Raw genomic sequence first — 16,347 nt, 5'->3', positions numbered from 1 at the left:
CTTCGCCTCCCGAGCCGCCCCGGCGGCCGCTCCGCACGGCGTGTCCACCCACTGGGACGCACCCTCGGGTGACCCCCGCCAACACGACCCCACCCCCGCGAAGATCGGCCCATGAGCAACGTCTACAGTGGCGTGGTACGCGCAAGTCTTCACCCCGTCTTCATCCGGGGAGCTTGCTGGGAATTCTCTGTCAGGGGTGTGCGTGACGGCCGTCGAGTCCCGACCCGCAGGGGTCGTCTTGACTCCCAGCCCGGGGGGCCATCGGCCGTTCGGGGCCCGCGTCAAGGCATACGTGGCGCTGACCAAGCCGCGGATCATCGAACTGCTGCTCATCACCACCGTGCCGGTGATGTTCCTCGCCGAACAGGGCGTGCCCGACCTGTGGCTGGTGCTCGCCACCTGCTTCGGCGGCTACCTCTCCGCGGGCGGCGCCAACGCGCTGAACATGTACATCGACCGCGACATCGACGCCCTGATGGACCGCACCTCCCAGCGCCCGCTGGTCACCGGGGTGCTCACCCCGCGCGAGGGCCTGGTCTTCGGCCTCAGCCTCGCGGTGATCTCCACGCTGTGGTTCGGCCTGCTCGTCAACTGGCTGTCCGCCGCCCTCTCGCTCGGCGCGCTCCTCTTCTACGTCGTCGTCTACACGATGATCCTCAAGCGGCGCACCGCGCAGAACATCGTCTGGGGCGGCATCGCCGGCTGTCTGCCGGTGCTCATCGGCTGGTCGGCCGTCACGAACTCGATGTCGTGGGCCGCGATCATCCTCTTCCTCGTCATCTTCTTCTGGACGCCGCCGCACTACTGGCCGCTGTCGATGAAGGTGAAGGACGACTACGCGCGCGCCGGCGTCCCGATGCTCCCGGTGCTCGCCTCCAACAAGGTCGTCGCCAAGCAGATCGTGATCTACAGCTGGGTCATGGTGGCGGTCTCCCTGCTGCTCACCCCGCTGGGCTACACCGGCTGGTTCTACACGGCCGTCGCGCTTGCCACCGGCGGCTGGTGGCTGTGGGAGGCGCACGCCCTCCTGAACCGCGCCAAGGCGGAGGTGACGGGCGCGAAGCTCAAGGAGATGCGCCTGTTCCACTGGTCCATCACCTATGTCTCGCTGCTCTTCGTGGCGGTCGCGGTGGACCCCTTCCTGCGCTAGTCCTTCCTGACTCGTGCCAGCCCGGTCGACGGCCGGGGCGCGTGGCCCACGCCACGTGCCCCGGCCGTCGCCACGTGATCTACCCCCGAGTAGCATCTTTGGCATGGCAGACACGAAGCAGGCGGAGCCCAGGGGCGCGGAGCGCAAGGCGGCCAAGCTGGCCAAGGAGATCAAGGCGTTCGCCGGTCAGCACGGCGGGGCCGAGGGCAAGCTCGCCCACATCGGACAGGCGGGCACCCGCATCGTCCTCGTCGGCGAGGACGGCGGCTGGGGCGACCTGGTCGCGCCCAGCTACGCGATCGCGGAGCAGGCCGCCGAGCTGGCCGGCCTGACCCTCCACGAGGAGTTCGACGGCGAGTTCGCCGCCAAGGTCGTCACCGGCCCGTACGAGTGGACCCGCATGGCCGGCATCCAGGTCGGCGGTCCGTCCAACAGCTGAGGCGACAACCGGCTGAAGCGACAACCTCGCGCGGGGCTCACCCGTTAGGAGGGGTGCAAGCCCGTCCACACGTGGGAGCCCCCCGAATGATCGACACACCGCGCCTGGTCGACCAGTACTGCCACGGGGTGCTCCGTACGGAGCTCGGCCTCGGCACCTTCGAGAGCCATCTCGCGCCGGCCGGCGCCCCTGCCGCCGCCGCGGGCACCACCTTCTTCGACACCCAGACCGGCTTCGCCGTACGCCGCTGGTGCCCGCCGCTGCTCGGCCTCGAACCGCACTGCCCGCCGGCCCGCTATCTCGCCCGGCGCCGCGAACTCGGCGTCCTGGAGACCGGCCGGCGCCTGCTCCGGGCCTCCGGGATCACCACCTACCTCGTCGACACCGGGCCGCCCGGCGACCTCACCGGACCCGCCGAACTGGCCGCCACGGGCGAGGCCGCCGCCCACGAGATCGTCCGGCTCGAACCGCTCGCCCAGCAGGTCGCCGACACCTCCGGCACCGTCGACGCCTTCCTGGCCAACCTCGCCGACGCCGTCCACGGGGCCGCCGCGGGCGCCGTCGCCTTCTCCTCGGCGGCAGGGGTACGGGGCGGGCTCGCCGCCGTCCCCGAGCCGCCCGGACCGGGCGAGGTGCGCGGCGCGGCCGGCCGCTGGCTGGCCCGGCGCCCGGCCGGCGGACCGGTGGACGACCCGGTGCTGCTGCGCCATCTGCTGTGGGTGGCCGTGGGCGCGGGACGCCCGCTGCAACTGCACGTGGGGGACCGGGACCCGGGCAGCCTGGCCGGGTTCGCCGCCGCCACCGGCGGCCTCGGCACCGACCTGGTGCTGCTGCACTCCTACCCGCACCACCGCCAGGCGGCCCGCCTCGCCGCCCACTTCCCGCACGTGCACGCCGACCTCGGCCCGGTCGTCGCCCGCACCGGCGCGCGGGCCGCGGCCGTGCTCGCCGAGTTCCTGGAGCTGGCCCCGTTCGGCAAGCTCCTCTTCTCCAGCGGCGCCCGCGCCCTGCCCGAGCTCCACGTGGTGGCCGCCGGGGTGTTCCGCGGGGCGCTCAGCCGGGTGCTCGGCGAGTGGGTCGGCGACGGCGCCTGGTCCCGTACCGACGCGCAGCGGGTCGCGCGGATGATCGCCGAGGGCAACGCCAAGCGGGTGTACCGGTTGGCGTGACGGCCCGGCTCAGGCGTTGGCGGGTACGGCGTCGGCCTGGGCCGGGATCTCCGCCGGCGTCACCGGGCGCTCGCGCAGGCTCAGGGCGAGCCGCAGCACCGCGATCCACATCAGGGACGAGCCGAGCATGTGCAGGGCCACCAGGACCTCGGGGACGCCCGTGAAGTACTGGACGTAGCCCACCGCACCCTGACCCAAGAGCACGACCAGCAGGTCGCGGGCGCGGGCCCGGGTGTCGTCCGGGGCGTCGACCACGCGGAGCACCAGCCACATCGCCACGGCGAGCGCGCACAGCGCCCAGGCGCCGATCGCGTGGACGTGGGCGGCGTTGGTCCAGTCCCACGGCATGCGCGGCACGTCGCTGCTGTCGCCGGCGTGCTTGCCGGCGCCGGTGACCGTCGTACCGAGCGCGATGAGCACCGCGGAGACCGCGACGATCGCCCAGGACAGCTTGCGCACCGGGCGCGGCACCCGCGGCTTCGGCGTGGTGTCGCCCTCGCCGGCCCGGTGCCAGGTGATCACGGCGACGGTCAGGAGCGAGTTCGCGGCCAGGAAGTGACCGGCCACCGTCCACGGGTTGAGGCCCATCCAGACGGTGATGCCGCCGATGACGGCGTTGCTCATCACGATCCAGAACTGGGCCCAGCCGAGCCGGGTCAGCGGGCGGCGGCGGGGCTTGGCGGACCGGGCGGCGATGATCGCCCAGCCGACGGCCGCCGACAGGACGTAGGTCAGCATGCGGTTGCCGAACTCCACGAAGCCGTGGAAGCCCTGCTCGGCGGTGACGATCAGGCTGTCGTCGGTGCACTTCGGCCAGGTGTCGCAGCCGAGGCCGGAGCCGGTCAGCCGGACCGCGCCGCCGGTGACGATGATGATCACGCTCATCACGACGGCGGAGAGCGCGGCGCGCCGGAGCGTCCGGGGGGACGGGGTCCAGCGCTGGGCGATGAAGGCGAGGGGGGTCTGCACGGGCCCCATCGTAGGACGGGGCTTGTGCGTGTTTTCACGAGGGGGTCCGGGGGAGTCGTCTCCCCCGGGAAAACAAGAGGGGCACGAGGGGGTGCTTACGGGGCGAGTCGCCTCGAAACGTCACCGAACCGCTACGGAGGGCGCCCCTCGGGCAGCCCCCGTGGCGTCACTCCCAGCGGAAGAACTTCGCCGCCGCGCCGAGCCCGAGGACCGCCCACACGGCCAGGATCAGCGCGTCGCCCCAGGGCATTCCGGCGCCGTGCTGCAGGACGTCGCGCAGCCCGTCGGAGAGCGCCGAGATCGGCAGGAACGCGAGCACGTCGCCGGCCGCGCCGAACTTCTCGAGCGGCACCATCACGCCGCCACCGACGAGCAGCAGCAGGAACACCAGGTTCGCGGCGGCAAGCGTGGCCTCCGCCTTCAGGGTGCCGGCCATGAGCAGCCCGAGCCCGGAGAAGGCGGCGGTGCCCAGGACGAGCAGCACGAACACCGACAAGGGGTCGCCCTGGGGCGACCAGCCGAGCGCGAGCGCGATCACGGTCAGGAGCGCCACCTGGAGCACCTCGGTGACGAGCACCGCCAGCGTCTTGGCGGTCATCAGCGCCCAGCGGGGCAGCGGCGAGGCGGCGAGCCGCTTGAGCACCCCGTAACGCCGCTCGAAGCCGGTCGCGATGGCCTGCCCGGTGAAGGCGGTGGACATCACGGCGAGCGCGAGGACGCCGGGGGCGAGGAAGTCGACGGCCTTGCCGGCGCCGGTCTCGACGATGTCCACCGTCGAGAACAGCACCAGGAGGAGGGACGGGATGATCACGGTCAGGAGCAGCTGTTCGCCGTTGCGCAGCAGCATCCTGGTCTCCAGGGCGGTCTGCGCGGCGATCATCCGCGCGACGGGCGCGGCCCCGGGCTTCGGCGCGTACGTCCCCGTACCCGTGTCCGTACCTGTGACGGCGCTCATCCGCGCAGCTCCTTGCCGGTCAGTTCCAAGAAGACGTCCTCAAGGGTGTGGCGCTCGACCGAGATGCGGTCGGGCATCACGCCGTGCTGGGCGCACCAGGTGGTGACGGTGGCGAGCAGCTGCGGGTCGACGGTGCCGGTGATCCGGTACGTGCCGGGGAGGGGTTCCGCGGCGGCCGAGCCGTCGGGGAGCGCCTTGAGGAGCGAGCCGAGGTCGAGGCCGGGGCGGCCGGCGAAGCGGAGGGTGTTCTCGGCGCCGCCGCGGCACAGCTCCTCGGGGCTGCCCTGGGCGACGACGCGGCCGGCGTCGACGATGGCGACGTCGTCGGCGAGTTCCTCGGCCTCGTTCATGAAGTGGGTGGTGAGCACGACGCTCACGCCGTCGGCGCGCAGCTCGCGGACCAGGTCCCAGGTGGCGCGGCGGGCCTGCGGGTCGAGGCCGGCGGTGGGCTCGTCGAGGAAGACGAGTTCGGGGCGCCCGACGACGGCCATGGCGAGGGAGAGCCGCTGCTGCTGCCCGCCGGAGAGCCGCCGGTACGTGGTGCGGCCGCAGGAGCCGAGGCCGAGGCGCTCGATGAGGGCGTCGACGTCGAGCGGGTGGGCGTGCAGCTTCGCCATGTGGCGGAGCATCTCGTCGGCGCGGGCGCCGGAGTAGACGCCGCCGGACTGGAGCATGACGCCGATCCGGGGGCGCAGGGCGGCGGCGTCGGCGACCGGGTCGAGGCCGAGGACGCGCACGGTGCCGGCGTCCGGCCGGCGGTAGCCCTCGCAGCTCTCGATGGTGGTGGTCTTGCCGGCGCCGTTGGGGCCGAGGACGGCGGTGACGGTGCCGGCCCGGACGTCCAGGTCGAGGCCGTCGACGGCGGTCTTCGTCCCGTACCGCTTGACCAGGCCCCGGACCCGGACGGCGGACTCGACGGACTCGTTTCGCATGCCCGGAAGTCTAAGGACTCGCCGGTGGGTCCGGACCGGGCGGGGTACGGGCCGGGTGTGACGGTCTTCGTCGGCACCTCGGGGTGGCAGTACCGCGACTGGCGGGGCGTGCTCTATCCGGAGGGCGTGCCGCAGCGGCGCTGGCTGGAGGAGTACGCCCGCAGCTTCGCGGCCGTGGAGAACAACGCCGCCTTCTACCGGCTGCCCGAGCGGGCGACCTTCGCCGACTGGCGGGAGCGGACGCCCGAGGGCTTCGTGATGGCGGTCAAGGCCAGCCGCTATCTGACGCACATCAAGCGGCTGAAGGCGCCGGCGGAGCCGGTGGCGCGGCTGATGGACCGCGCGGCGGCGCTGGGCCGCCGGCTCGGGCCCGTACTGCTCCAGCTGCCGCCGAATCTGCGGGCCGATCCGGGGCTGCTCGACGCGGCGCTCGCCCGTTTCCCGACGGGGACGCGGGTGGCGGTGGAGCCGCGGCATCCGTCGTGGTGGACGGACGAGGTGGCGGACGTGCTCGCCGGGCGGGGTGCCGCGCTGTGCTGGGCGGACCGGGGCTCGCGGCCGGTGGCGCCGCTGTGGCGGACGGCGGACTGGGGCTATCTGCGGCTGCACGAGGGGCGGGCGCGGCCCTTCCCCTCGTACGGCAGGAAGGCGCTGGTGAGCTGGGTCGAGCGGATCGCGGAGGGCTGGCCGGGCGCCCGGGCCGATGTCTTCGTCTTCTTCAACAACGACGTGGGCGGCGCGGCCGTCCGCAACGCGGAGCTGTTCGTCCGCCTCGCGGTGTCGGCGGGGCTGGAAACCGCTGGTCAGGGCGGTCGTGATTCGTCCCATGAATGATCGTTTCCGCAGGTCAGGTAAGCCTTACCTGCGTGACGCACGGCACCGCCGCCCGCCCGGACCTCGCTTGTCAGTCCCCGATTAATTACGCAACAATGGCGTTGTGAAAAACGTCGGTGAGGCTCCTGCGGAGGAACTCGCGACCGGTGAGCGCTCCACGCGCAACCGGGTCGCGCGCTCCATCCTGGACCACGGTCCCTCGACCGTCGCCGACCTCGCCGAGCGGCTCGGCCTCACCCAGGCCGCCGTCCGCCGCCACCTCGACTCGCTGGTCGGCGACAACGTCGTGGAGGCGCGCGAGAAGCGGGTCTACGGGGCCCGCACCCGCGGCCGGCCCGCGAAGGTCTTCGCGCTCACCGACTGCGGCCGGGACGCCTTCGACCAGTCGTACGACAAGCTCGCCGTCGAGGCGCTGCGCTGGATCGAGCGGAACGCCGGCGGGGAGGCGGCCGTCGCCGCCTTCGCCCGCGACCGGATCGAGGCCCAGGCCGAGCCGTACCGCGCGGCCGTGGAGTCCGCCGACCCCCGGGAGCGCACCGAGGCCCTGGCCAAGGCGCTGACGGCCGACGGGTACGCTGCCACCGCGCGCAATGCACCGGTCGGCGAGCAGCTCTGCCAGCACCACTGCCCGGTCGCCCACGTCGCCGAGCAGTACCCCCAGCTGTGCGAGGCGGAGACGGAGATCTTCTCCCGCCTCCTCGGGACCCACGTCCAGCGCCTGGCCACCATCGCGCATGGTGACGGCGTCTGCACGACGTTCATCCCGCACATCGCGCACGGCACCCCAGAGACCACCGAATCCACCGCATCATCCGCAAGCACGGCCGGGAGGAACCCCGCATGACCACCGAGATCAGCCACCCCGAGCTCGAGGGCCTGGGTCGGTACGAGTACGGCTGGGCCGACTCGGACGCGGCCGGCTCCTCCGCCAAGCGCGGTCTCTCCGAGGACGTCGTCCGCGACATCTCGGCGAAGAAGAACGAGCCCGAGTGGATGCTGAAGCTGCGGCTGAAGGGTCTGCGGCTGTTCGACAAGAAGCCCATGCCGACCTGGGGCTCCGACCTGTCGGGCATCGACTTCGACAACATCAAGTACTTCGTGCGGTCCACCGAGAAGCAGGCCGAGTCCTGGGAGGACCTGCCGGAGGACATCAAGAACACGTACGACAAGCTCGGCATCCCGGAGGCGGAGAAGCAGCGCCTCGTCGCCGGTGTCGCCGCCCAGTACGAGTCCGAGGTCGTCTACCACCAGATCCGCGAGGACCTGGAGGAGCAGGGCGTCATCTTCGTCGACACCGACACGGCCCTGAAGGAGCACGAGGAGCTCTTCAAGGAGTACTTCGGCACCGTCATCCCGGTCGGCGACAACAAGTTCGCTTCCCTGAACACCGCCGTGTGGTCCGGCGGCTCGTTCATCTACGTGCCGAAGGGCGTGCACGTCGAGATCCCGCTCCAGGCCTACTTCCGGATCAACACGGAGAACATGGGCCAGTTCGAGCGGACGCTGATCATCGTCGACGAGGACGCCTACGTCCACTACGTCGAGGGCTGCACCGCCCCGATCTACTCCTCGGACTCGCTGCACAGCGCCGTGGTCGAGATCATCGTCAAGAAGGGCGGCCGCTGCCGCTACACGACCATCCAGAACTGGTCGAACAACGTCTACAACCTGGTGACCAAGCGCGCCGTCGCCTACGAGGGCGCCACCATGGAGTGGGTCGACGGCAACATCGGCTCCAAGGTCACCATGAAGTACCCGGCCGTCTACCTGATGGGCGAGCACGCCAAGGGCGAGACCCTGTCCATCGCCTTCGCGGGCGAGGGCCAGCACCAGGACGCCGGCGCCAAGATGGTCCACATGGCCCCGAACACCTCGTCGAGCATCGTCTCGAAGTCGGTGGCCCGCGGCGGCGGCCGCACCTCCTACCGCGGTCTGATCGAGATCGGCGAGGGCGCCCCCGGCGCCAAGTCCAACGTGCTGTGCGACGCGCTGCTCGTCGACACGATCTCCCGCTCGGACACGTACCCGTACGTGGACGTCCGCGAGGACGACGTCACCATGGGCCACGAGGCGACCGTCTCCAAGGTCTCCGAGGACCAGCTCTTCTACCTGATGCAGCGCGGCCTGACCGAGCAGGAGGCCATGGCGATGATCGTGCGCGGCTTCGTCGAGCCGATCGCCAAGGAGCTGCCCATGGAGTACGCGCTGGAGCTGAACCGGCTGATCGAGCTGCAGATGGAAGGCGCGGTCGGCTAAGCCCTGCACCGCCCCACCCGTACGCAGCACTGATTTCTTTTTGACGCAGGAAGAGAGCAACACGACAGCCATGGCTGAGGCTCAGAACATCCCCGCGGGCTCCACCACCGCGGGCTCGATCGCGGTGGCCGCCGAGTCCACCGTCGCCACGCGCATGAGCGCCCCGCCGTCCTTCGACGTCGCGGACTTCCCGATCCCGCACGGCCGCGAGGAGGAGTGGCGCTTCACCCCGCTGGAGCGCCTGCGCGGACTGCACGACGGCACCGCCGTCGCGACCGGCGAGGGCGTCCGCGTCGAGATCGAGGCCCCCGAGGGCGTCACCGTGGAGACCGTCGGCCGCGACGACGCCCGCCTCGGCAAGGCCAAGCCGGTCGACCGGGTCGCCGCCCAGGCGTACAGCTCCTTCGAGAAGGCCGGCGTGGTCAGCGTGCCCAAGGAGGCCGTGCTCACCGAGCCGATCCGGATCTCCGTGCACGGCCAGGGCGGCGTCGCCTTCGGCCACCAGGTGATCGAGCTCGGCGCCTTCGCCGAGGCCCTGGTCGTCCTCGACCACACCGGCGACGCCGTGCTCGCCGCCAACGTCGACTACGTGCTCGGCGACGGCGCCAAGCTCACCGTGGTCTCCGTCCAGGACTGGGACGAGAAGGCCGTCCACGTCGCCCAGCACAACGCGCTGCTCGGCCGCGACGCCTCCTTCAAGTCCGTCGTCGTCACCTTCGGCGGCGACCTGGTGCGCATCCACCCGCGCGTCGAGTACGCCGGCCCCGGCGGCGAGGCCGAGCTGCTCGGCCTCTACTTCACCGACGCCGGCCAGCACCAGGAGCACCGCCTCCTGGTCGACCACAACACCCCGCACTGCACCTCCAACGTGGCCTACAAGGGCGCGCTGCAGGGCCAGGACGCGCACGCGGTGTGGATCGGCGACGTGCTGATCCAGGCCGCCGCCGAGGGCACCGACACCTACGAGCTCAACCGGAACCTCGTCCTCACCGACGGCGCCCGGGTCGACTCCGTGCCGAACCTGGAGATCGAGACCGGCGAGATCGCCGGCGCCGGCCACGCCTCCGCCACCGGCCGCTTCGACGACGAGCAGCTCTTCTACCTGATGGCCCGCGGCATCCCGGAGAAGGAGGCCCGCCGCCTGGTCGTGCGCGGCTTCTTCGCCGAGCTGGTCCAGCAGATCGGTCTGCCGGACGTCGAGGAGCGCCTGATCGCCAAGATCGAGGCCGAGCTGGAGGCTTCCGTCTGATGGCCTTCGTCCGCGCCTGTGCGCTGAGCGAGCTGGAGGAGGACACCCCGAAGCGGGTGGAACTCGACGGCACGCCGGTGTCCCTCGTCCGCACCGAGGGCGAGGTGTTCGCGATCTACGACATCTGCTCGCACGCGAACGTCTCCCTCTCCGAGGGCGAGGTCGAGGACTGCCAGATCGAGTGCTGGCTGCACGGCTCCGCGTTCGACCTGCGCACCGGCAAGCCGTCCGGCCTTCCCGCGACGCGCCCCGTCCCCGTATACCCCGTAAAGATCGAAGGGGACGATGTGCTCGTCTCCGTCACCCAGGAGTCCTGAGTCACCCATGGCAACGCTTGAAATCCGCGACCTGCACGTCTCCGTCGAGGCCGAGAACGGCCCCCGGGAGATCCTCAAGGGCGTCGACCTGACCGTGAAGCAGGGCGAGACCCACGCCATCATGGGCCCGAACGGCTCCGGCAAGTCGACCCTGGCGTACTCGCTGGCCGGCCACCCGAAGTACACGATCACCGGCGGCACCGTCACCCTCGACGGCGAGGACGTCCTGGAGATGTCGGTCGACGAGCGCGCCCGCGCCGGCGTCTTCCTGGCCATGCAGTACCCGGTCGAGGTCCCCGGCGTCTCGGTCTCCAACTTCCTGCGCACCTCCGCCACCGCCGTCCGCGGCGAGGCGCCCAAGCTGCGCCTGTGGGTGAAGGAGGTCAAGGAGGCCATGGAGAAGCTCCAGATGGACCCGGCCTTCGCCGAGCGCAACGTCAACGAGGGCTTCTCCGGCGGTGAGAAGAAGCGCCACGAGATCCTCCAGCTGGAGCTGCTCAAGCCCAAGATCGCCATCCTCGACGAGACCGACTCCGGCCTCGACGTCGACGCCCTGCGCATCGTCTCCGAGGGTGTCAACCGCGTCCGCGAGACCGGCGAGGTCGGCACCCTGCTGATCACGCACTACACGCGGATCCTCCGCTACATCAAGCCCGATTTCGTGCACGTCTTCGCGAACGGCCGCATCGTCGAGTCCGGCGGTGCCGAGCTCGCCGACCAGCTGGAGAACGAGGGCTACGACAAGTACGTGAAGGGTGGCGCATCCGCGTGACTTCCGCCCATCAGGGGCTGACCGGCCTCCTCGACACCGAGGCGATCCGCAAGGACTTCCCGCTCCTGGACCGCACGGTCCACGACGGCAAGAAGATCGTCTACCTGGACTCCGCGGCGACCTCGCAGAAGCCGCGCCAGGTGCTCGACGCGCTCAACGCCTACTACGAGCGGCACAACGCCAACGTGCACCGCGGCGTCTACACGGTTGCCGAGGAGGCCACCGCGCTGTACGAGGGCGCCCGCGACAAGGTCGCCGCCTTCATCAACGCGCCGAGCCGCGACGAGGTGATCTTCACCAAGAACGCCTCCGAGTCGCTCAACCTCGTGGCCAACATGCTGGGCTGGGCCGACGAGCCCTACCGCGTGGACCACGAGACCGAGATCGCCATCACGGAGATGGAGCACCACTCCAACATCGTGCCGTGGCAGCTGCTCGCGCAGCGCACCGGCGCGAAGCTGAAGTGGTTCGGCCTCACCGACGACGGCCGTCTCGACCTCTCGAACATCGAAGAGGTCATCACCGAGAAGACCAAGATCGTCTCCTTCACCCTGGTGTCGAACCTGCTCGGCACGTTCAACCCGGTCGAGACGATCATCCGCCGGGCCCAGGAGGTCGGTGCGCTGGTCTGCATCGACGCCTCCCAGGCCGCCCCGCACATGGTGCTCGACGTGCAGGCGCTGCAGGCCGACTTCGTGGCCTTCACCGGCCACAAGATGTGCGGCCCGACCGGCATCGGCGTGCTGTGGGGACGCCAGGAGCTCCTGGAGGACCTGCCGCCGTTCCTCGGTGGCGGCGAGATGATCGAGACCGTCTCGATGCACTCCTCCACCTACGCGCCGGCCCCGCACAAGTTCGAGGCGGGCACGCCCCCGATCGCCCAGGCCGTCGGCCTCGGCGCGGCCGTGGACTACCTGTCGGCGATCGGCATGGAGAACATCGCGCGCCACGAGCACGCGATCACCGAGTACGCCGTCCGCCGCCTCCAGGAGGTGCCGGACCTGCGGATCATCGGCCCGACCACGGCCGAGGACCGCGGCGCGGCGATCTCCTTCACGCTCGGCGACATCCACCCGCACGACGTGGGTCAGGTCCTCGACGAGGAGGGCATCGCGGTCCGGGTCGGCCACCACTGCGCGCGGCCGGTCTGCCTGCGGTACGGAATTCCCGCGACCACGCGAGCGTCGTTCTATCTGTACTCCACTCCGGCCGAGGTCGACGCCCTGGTCGCGGGCCTGGAGCACGTCCGTAACTTCTTCGGATAGGGCTGACCTGTGAAGCTGGATTCGATGTACCAGGACGTCATCCTGGACCACTACAAGCACCCGCACGGCCGGGGCTTGCGGGACGGCGACGCCGAGGTGCACCACGTCAACCCGACGTGCGGCGACGAGATCACGCTCCGCGTGAAGTACGCCGGTGAGCGCATCGAGGACGTCTCGTACGAGGGCCAGGGCTGCTCCATCAGCCAGGCCTCCGCCTCCGTCCTCAACGAGCTGCTCGTCGGCAAGGAGCTGGCCGAGGCGCAGAAGATCCAGGGCACCTTCCTGGAGCTGATGCAGTCCAAGGGCCAGATCGAGCCGGACGACGCGATGGAGGAGATCCTGGAGGACGCGGTCGCGTTCGCCGGTGTCTCCAAGTACCCGGCCCGGGTGAAGTGCGCGCTGCTCAGCTGGATGGCGTGGAAGGACGCGACGGCCCAGGCGCTGGGCTCCGACGCGGAGAGGAAGTCGGCATGACCGAGAACGCGACCGAGACCGAGACCGCCGAGGCCACGATCAAGCCGGCCTCCGAAGAGGAGATCCGCGAGGCGCTGTACGACGTCGTCGACCCCGAGCTGGGCATCGACGTCGTCAACCTCGGCCTGATCTACGGCATCCACATCGACGACTCCAATGTCGCGACGCTGGACATGACCCTGACGTCGGCGGCCTGTCCGCTGACCGACGTGATCGAGGACCAGGCGAAGGCCGCCACCGACGGCATCGTCAACGAGCTGAAGATCAACTGGGTCTGGATGCCGCCGTGGGGCCCGGACAAGATCACCGACGACGGCCGCGAGCAGCTGCGGGCGCTCGGCTTCAACGTCTGATCTCCGACGCCGCAGGCGTACGCGAAGGGCCGCACCCCCGTGCCGGGGTGCGGCCCTTCGCGCTGCTCGGACGCCCGCTGCTCAGCCGGCCTGCTCAGCCGGTCTGCTGGGCCAGGAGCGGGGCCAGGTTCTCCCTGCGGATCCGCTGGTCGACGTAGACCAGGCCCATGACCAGCGGCTGGAAGGGGGCGATGAGCGCCTGGGTGATCACTCCCGCGACCGAGAGGATCAGCAGCACGCCGCCGAAGGCGGACAGCGCCTCGCCCGGGGTGATGTCGTCGCCCGGCGCGAGGGCCAGCATCGGGACACCGGCCACGGCCTGGATCACCTGCTGGACGGCGAAGCTGACCATGCCGGCGATCATCCCGGCGGCCAGCAGAAAGCCGAAGGTGCGCCACCAGGAGCCCTTGACCAGGGCGGAGGAGCGGCGCAGCGAGGCCATGGCGCCCTGCTGCTCGATGACGGCGACCGCCGGGGCCAGGCTGAACTTGATCTGCAGCCACAGGGCGAGCGGCACGGTCGCCAGCATGCCCAGGAGGACGAGCCCGCCGACGATGGCGAGCCCCTGCCCGTTGTCGAGGGTGCTGTTCTCGCTGGCCGCGATGGCCGAGAAGATCGCCGCCATCAGGAGGCCGAAGCCGACCAGGGCGAGCAGCATCGGGACCATGACGGCCAGGAAGGTGAGGAAGACCGAGCCGATCACGGCGCCGAGCCGCGAGCAGGCGCGCCGCCAGACCTCGGCGAAGCCGATCGGGCGGCCGAGGACGGCCTCCTGGAGCACGGCAGGGGCGGCGGCGGAGACCAGCCCGTTGGCGACCACCGCCACGATCACCGCGGCCAGCCAGACGATGCCGAAGGCGACGAAGAGCGGCGCCGGGTCCGAGACGTCGGGCGTCTGACCGGAGGGTGTGTCGAAGATCCGGGTCAGCGTGTCACCGGCGACGGCCCAGGCGGCCAGGAGCGCGCCGCCCACCACCGCGGCGAAGCCCGTGTAGGCGATCAGGGCCACGCCGATCAGCGGCTTCCAGTAGCGGCCGTAGGTGCTGAAGGCGCCGGTGAGGATCTCGCTGAAGCCGAGCGGCGCCAGGGGTATGACGCCCGGCTTCGGCGGCGGAGGCGGGGGTGGGTAGCCGTATCCGTACGGCCCCGAGGGGTATGTCATGCGCACACCGTATCGGCAGCAGCTGTGTACGGGCGTACACAGCGACGCGAATGATGCGTACACTCGTACACATGGGATACGGACTGCTCGCGGGGGCCATAGCGGCCGAGATCGCCGCCACCACCTCCATGAAGTACAGCGAGGGCTTCACCAGGCTCGGCCCGTCCCTGATCACCGGCGCCGGCTACCTCCTCGCCTTCGCGCTGCTCGCCCGCGCCCTCAAGACCCTGGAGATCGGCACCGCCTACGCCATCTGGTCCGGCATCGGCACCGCCGCCGTCGCCGCCATCGGCGCCCTCTTCCTCGGCGAGTCCATGAACCTCGCCAAGATCACCGGCCTCGTCCTCATCATCGCCGGGGTCGCCGTGCTCAACCTCGGCGGAGCCCACTGATGGCACGCCCCCGGCGCCACGACCCCGAACGGCGGGACCGGATCGTCGACGCCGCCCTGCGGGTCGTCGGGCGCGCCGGGATCGCCGGGCTGAGCCATCGCACGGTGGCCGCCGAGGCCGACGTGCCGCTCGGCTCCACCACGTACCACTTCGGCTCCCTCGACGAACTCCTCGTCGCCGCCCTGCGCCGGGTCAACGGCACCTTCGGGGCGCGACTTCGGCAGGGCCCCGAGATCGCCGCGCCCGACCTGGCCGCCGGCCTCGCCGCGCTCATGGGGGAATGGCTGGCCGCCGAACGCACCGGCGTGGAGCTGGAGTACGAGCTCTACCTCGCCGCCCTGCGCCGCCCCGTCCTGCGCCCCGTCGCCGCCGAATGGACCGACGAGGTCGTCACCGCCCTCGCCCCGCGCACCGGACCCGTCACCGCGCGGGCGCTCGTCGCGCTCATGGACGGCATCTCCCTTCAGGTGCTGCTGACCGGTGTCCCGTACGACGAGGGGTACGCGCGCGAGATGCTGGCCCGGATCCTGAACGCCGGAACCTGAACGAAGGCCCGAAGAGCCGCGCCCCGGGCTCGTCGGAAGGCACGGACGGCCCGACCGGCACCTGAGACCGGTTGGCCCGCGCGGGGGCCCGACCGTTAGGTTTTCCGTCATGACCACTGCTCCCCGCTCCACCGGCGCCGTCGCCGCCGGCCTCGCCACCATCGCCGGCGACGGCACCGTTCTCGACACCTGGTTCCCCGCCCCCGAGCTGATCGACGCCCCCGGCCCGGCCGGCACCGAGCGCCTGGACGCCGACGCGGCCGTCAGCGCCCTCGGCGAGGGCGCCGCCAAGGCCCTCGGCGTGGACGCCCGCCGCGGTGTCGAGGTGGTCGCCGTGCGCACGGTCATCGCCTCGCTCGACGACAAGCCGCTCGACGCCCACGACGCCTACCTGCGGCTGCACCTGCTGAGCAGCCGCCTCGTGCAGCCGCACGGCCAGAGCCTCGACGGCATCTTCGGCCTGCTCGCCAACGTCGCCTGGACCTCGCTCGGCCCGGTCGCCGTCGACGACATCGAGAAGGTGCGGCTCAACGCCCGCGCCGAGGGTCTGCACCTCCAGGTGACCTCGATCGACAAGTTCCCCCGCATGACCGACTACGTCGTGCCCGCCGGCGTCCGCATCGCCGACGCCGACCGGGTCCGCCTCGGCGCCCACCTCGCCGCCGGCACCACCGTCATGCACGAGGGCTTCGTCAACTTCAACGCCGGCACGCTCGGCACCTCCATGGTCGAGGGCCGGATCTCCGCCGGCGTCGTCGTCGGCGACGGCTCCGACATCGGCGGCGGTGCCTCCACCATGGGCACCCTGTCCGGCGGCGGCAACGTGATCATCTCCATCGGCGAGCGCTGCCTGATCGGCGCCGAGGCGGGCGTCGGCATCGCGCTCGGCGACGAGTGCGTCGTCGAGGCCGGTCTGTACGTCACCGCCGGCACCCGGGTCACCATGCCCGACGGCGAGATCGTCAAGGCCCGGGACCTCTCCGGCGCCAACAACATCCTCTTCCGCCGCAACTCGGTCACCGGCGCCGTCGAGGCCCGCCCGAACAACGCGGTCTGGGGCGGTCTGAACGAGATCCTGCACAGCCACAACTGATCCCGGCTGCTGCTCTGAGAC

19 protein-coding genes are annotated in these 16,347 nt (G+C 71.2%); 15 read left to right on the top strand and 4 right to left on the bottom strand.

All coding sequences use genetic code 11. From position 1 onward, the window contains the following. Positions 1-202: 202 nt before the first annotated feature. The 3 genes from JAO84_RS08075 to JAO84_RS08065 all read left to right on the top strand — a co-directional run bounded on the left by JAO84_RS08075 (position 203) and on the right by JAO84_RS08065 (position 2,758). The gene (locus tag JAO84_RS08075; protein ID WP_265866100.1) at positions 203-1,150 is read left to right on the top strand and encodes a heme o synthase; all 948 of its coding nucleotides are present in this window, start codon (positions 203-205) and stop codon (positions 1,148-1,150) included. A gap of 103 nt (positions 1,151-1,253) precedes the next feature. Then, positions 1,254-1,589 carry a hypothetical protein gene (locus tag JAO84_RS08070; protein ID WP_370411706.1) on the top strand — a complete coding sequence of 112 codons (336 nt, stop codon included), beginning with the start codon at positions 1,254-1,256 and terminating at the stop codon, positions 1,587-1,589. Positions 1,590-1,675: 86 nt separating this feature from the next. Next, a complete protein-coding gene (locus JAO84_RS08065; RefSeq protein WP_370411704.1) occupies positions 1,676-2,758 on the top strand; it encodes an amidohydrolase family protein in 1,083 nt (360 codons plus the stop codon). A gap of 9 nt (positions 2,759-2,767) precedes the next feature. Here the strand turns inward: JAO84_RS08065 and JAO84_RS08060 are convergent, their stop codons facing one another. The 3 genes from JAO84_RS08060 to JAO84_RS08050 form a co-directional block, all read right to left on the bottom strand. Beyond that, positions 2,768-3,736 (bottom strand): heme A synthase, encoded by a 969-nt coding sequence (locus JAO84_RS08060; protein WP_370411703.1) that lies wholly within the window; start codon positions 3,734-3,736, stop codon positions 2,768-2,770. A 157-nt stretch (positions 3,737-3,893) separates the two neighbouring features. Continuing rightward, positions 3,894-4,682, bottom strand: coding sequence for an ABC transporter permease (locus JAO84_RS08055; RefSeq protein ID WP_370411701.1), 789 nt, complete (start codon positions 4,680-4,682; stop codon positions 3,894-3,896). After that, complete coding sequence (locus tag JAO84_RS08050; RefSeq protein ID WP_370411699.1) at positions 4,679-5,614, bottom strand: ABC transporter ATP-binding protein; 936 nt, start codon at positions 5,612-5,614, stop codon at positions 4,679-4,681. Before JAO84_RS08050 ends, JAO84_RS08055 begins: the two co-directional genes overlap by 4 nt. 57 nt (positions 5,615-5,671) lie before the next feature. On the opposite strand from JAO84_RS08050, the gene JAO84_RS08045 reads away from it, so the two are divergent. The 9 genes from JAO84_RS08045 (at position 5,672) to JAO84_RS08005 (ending at position 13,134) form a co-directional block, all read left to right on the top strand. Then, entirely contained in the window at positions 5,672-6,448 is a 777-nt protein-coding gene (locus JAO84_RS08045) for a DUF72 domain-containing protein (protein WP_370416685.1), read from the top strand. Between the two features lie 103 nt (positions 6,449-6,551). Continuing rightward, the gene (locus JAO84_RS08040; RefSeq protein ID WP_370411697.1) at positions 6,552-7,292 is read left to right on the top strand and encodes a helix-turn-helix transcriptional regulator; all 741 of its coding nucleotides are present in this window, start codon (positions 6,552-6,554) and stop codon (positions 7,290-7,292) included. Further along, the gene (gene sufB / locus JAO84_RS08035) at positions 7,289-8,704 is read left to right on the top strand and encodes a Fe-S cluster assembly protein SufB (protein WP_265866090.1); all 1,416 of its coding nucleotides are present in this window, start codon (positions 7,289-7,291) and stop codon (positions 8,702-8,704) included. Before JAO84_RS08040 ends, sufB begins: the two co-directional genes overlap by 4 nt. A 70-nt stretch (positions 8,705-8,774) precedes the next feature. Beyond that, on the top strand, positions 8,775-9,953 hold the full coding sequence (sufD, locus tag JAO84_RS08030; protein ID WP_370411695.1) for a Fe-S cluster assembly protein SufD: 1,179 nt from the start codon (positions 8,775-8,777) through the stop codon (positions 9,951-9,953). After that, positions 9,953-10,270, top strand: coding sequence for a non-heme iron oxygenase ferredoxin subunit (locus JAO84_RS08025; RefSeq protein WP_370411693.1), 318 nt, complete (start codon positions 9,953-9,955; stop codon positions 10,268-10,270). The genes sufD and JAO84_RS08025 overlap by 1 nt, the downstream gene beginning before the upstream one ends. 7 nt (positions 10,271-10,277) lie before the next feature. Further along, the gene (gene sufC, locus JAO84_RS08020) at positions 10,278-11,042 is read left to right on the top strand and encodes a Fe-S cluster assembly ATPase SufC (RefSeq protein ID WP_370411691.1); all 765 of its coding nucleotides are present in this window, start codon (positions 10,278-10,280) and stop codon (positions 11,040-11,042) included. Beyond that, a complete protein-coding gene (locus JAO84_RS08015) occupies positions 11,039-12,307 on the top strand; it encodes a cysteine desulfurase (protein ID WP_265866086.1) in 1,269 nt (422 codons plus the stop codon). Before sufC ends, JAO84_RS08015 begins: the two co-directional genes overlap by 4 nt. Before the next feature lie 9 nt (positions 12,308-12,316). After that, complete coding sequence (gene sufU, locus JAO84_RS08010) at positions 12,317-12,781, top strand: Fe-S cluster assembly sulfur transfer protein SufU (protein WP_265866085.1); 465 nt, start codon at positions 12,317-12,319, stop codon at positions 12,779-12,781. Then, entirely contained in the window at positions 12,778-13,134 is a 357-nt protein-coding gene (locus JAO84_RS08005; RefSeq protein ID WP_265866084.1) for a metal-sulfur cluster assembly factor, read from the top strand. The genes sufU and JAO84_RS08005 overlap by 4 nt, the downstream gene beginning before the upstream one ends. A gap of 94 nt (positions 13,135-13,228) precedes the next feature. Here the strand turns inward: JAO84_RS08005 and JAO84_RS08000 are convergent, their stop codons facing one another. Continuing rightward, a complete protein-coding gene (locus JAO84_RS08000) occupies positions 13,229-14,296 on the bottom strand; it encodes an oxidoreductase (protein WP_370411688.1) in 1,068 nt (355 codons plus the stop codon). Between the two features lie 71 nt (positions 14,297-14,367). On the opposite strand from JAO84_RS08000, the gene JAO84_RS07995 reads away from it, so the two are divergent. The 3 genes from JAO84_RS07995 to dapD all read left to right on the top strand — a co-directional run bounded on the left by JAO84_RS07995 (position 14,368) and on the right by dapD (position 16,326). After that, positions 14,368-14,688, top strand: coding sequence for a multidrug efflux SMR transporter (locus JAO84_RS07995; RefSeq protein ID WP_265866082.1), 321 nt, complete (start codon positions 14,368-14,370; stop codon positions 14,686-14,688). Then, positions 14,688-15,233, top strand: coding sequence for a TetR/AcrR family transcriptional regulator (locus JAO84_RS07990; RefSeq protein ID WP_370411686.1), 546 nt, complete (start codon positions 14,688-14,690; stop codon positions 15,231-15,233). Before JAO84_RS07995 ends, JAO84_RS07990 begins: the two co-directional genes overlap by 1 nt. 109 nt (positions 15,234-15,342) lie before the next feature. Beyond that, on the top strand, positions 15,343-16,326 hold the full coding sequence (dapD, locus tag JAO84_RS07985) for a 2,3,4,5-tetrahydropyridine-2,6-dicarboxylate N-succinyltransferase (RefSeq protein WP_370411684.1): 984 nt from the start codon (positions 15,343-15,345) through the stop codon (positions 16,324-16,326). Positions 16,327-16,347: the final 21 nt, after the last annotated feature.

Source organism: Streptomyces fradiae (genome assembly GCF_041270065.1).
In the GTDB taxonomy this organism is placed as follows: domain Bacteria; phylum Actinomycetota; class Actinomycetes; order Streptomycetales; family Streptomycetaceae; genus Streptomyces.
Note: the sequence above shows the minus strand (reverse complement) of the source record. Positions and strands in the feature narration are given on the sequence as shown.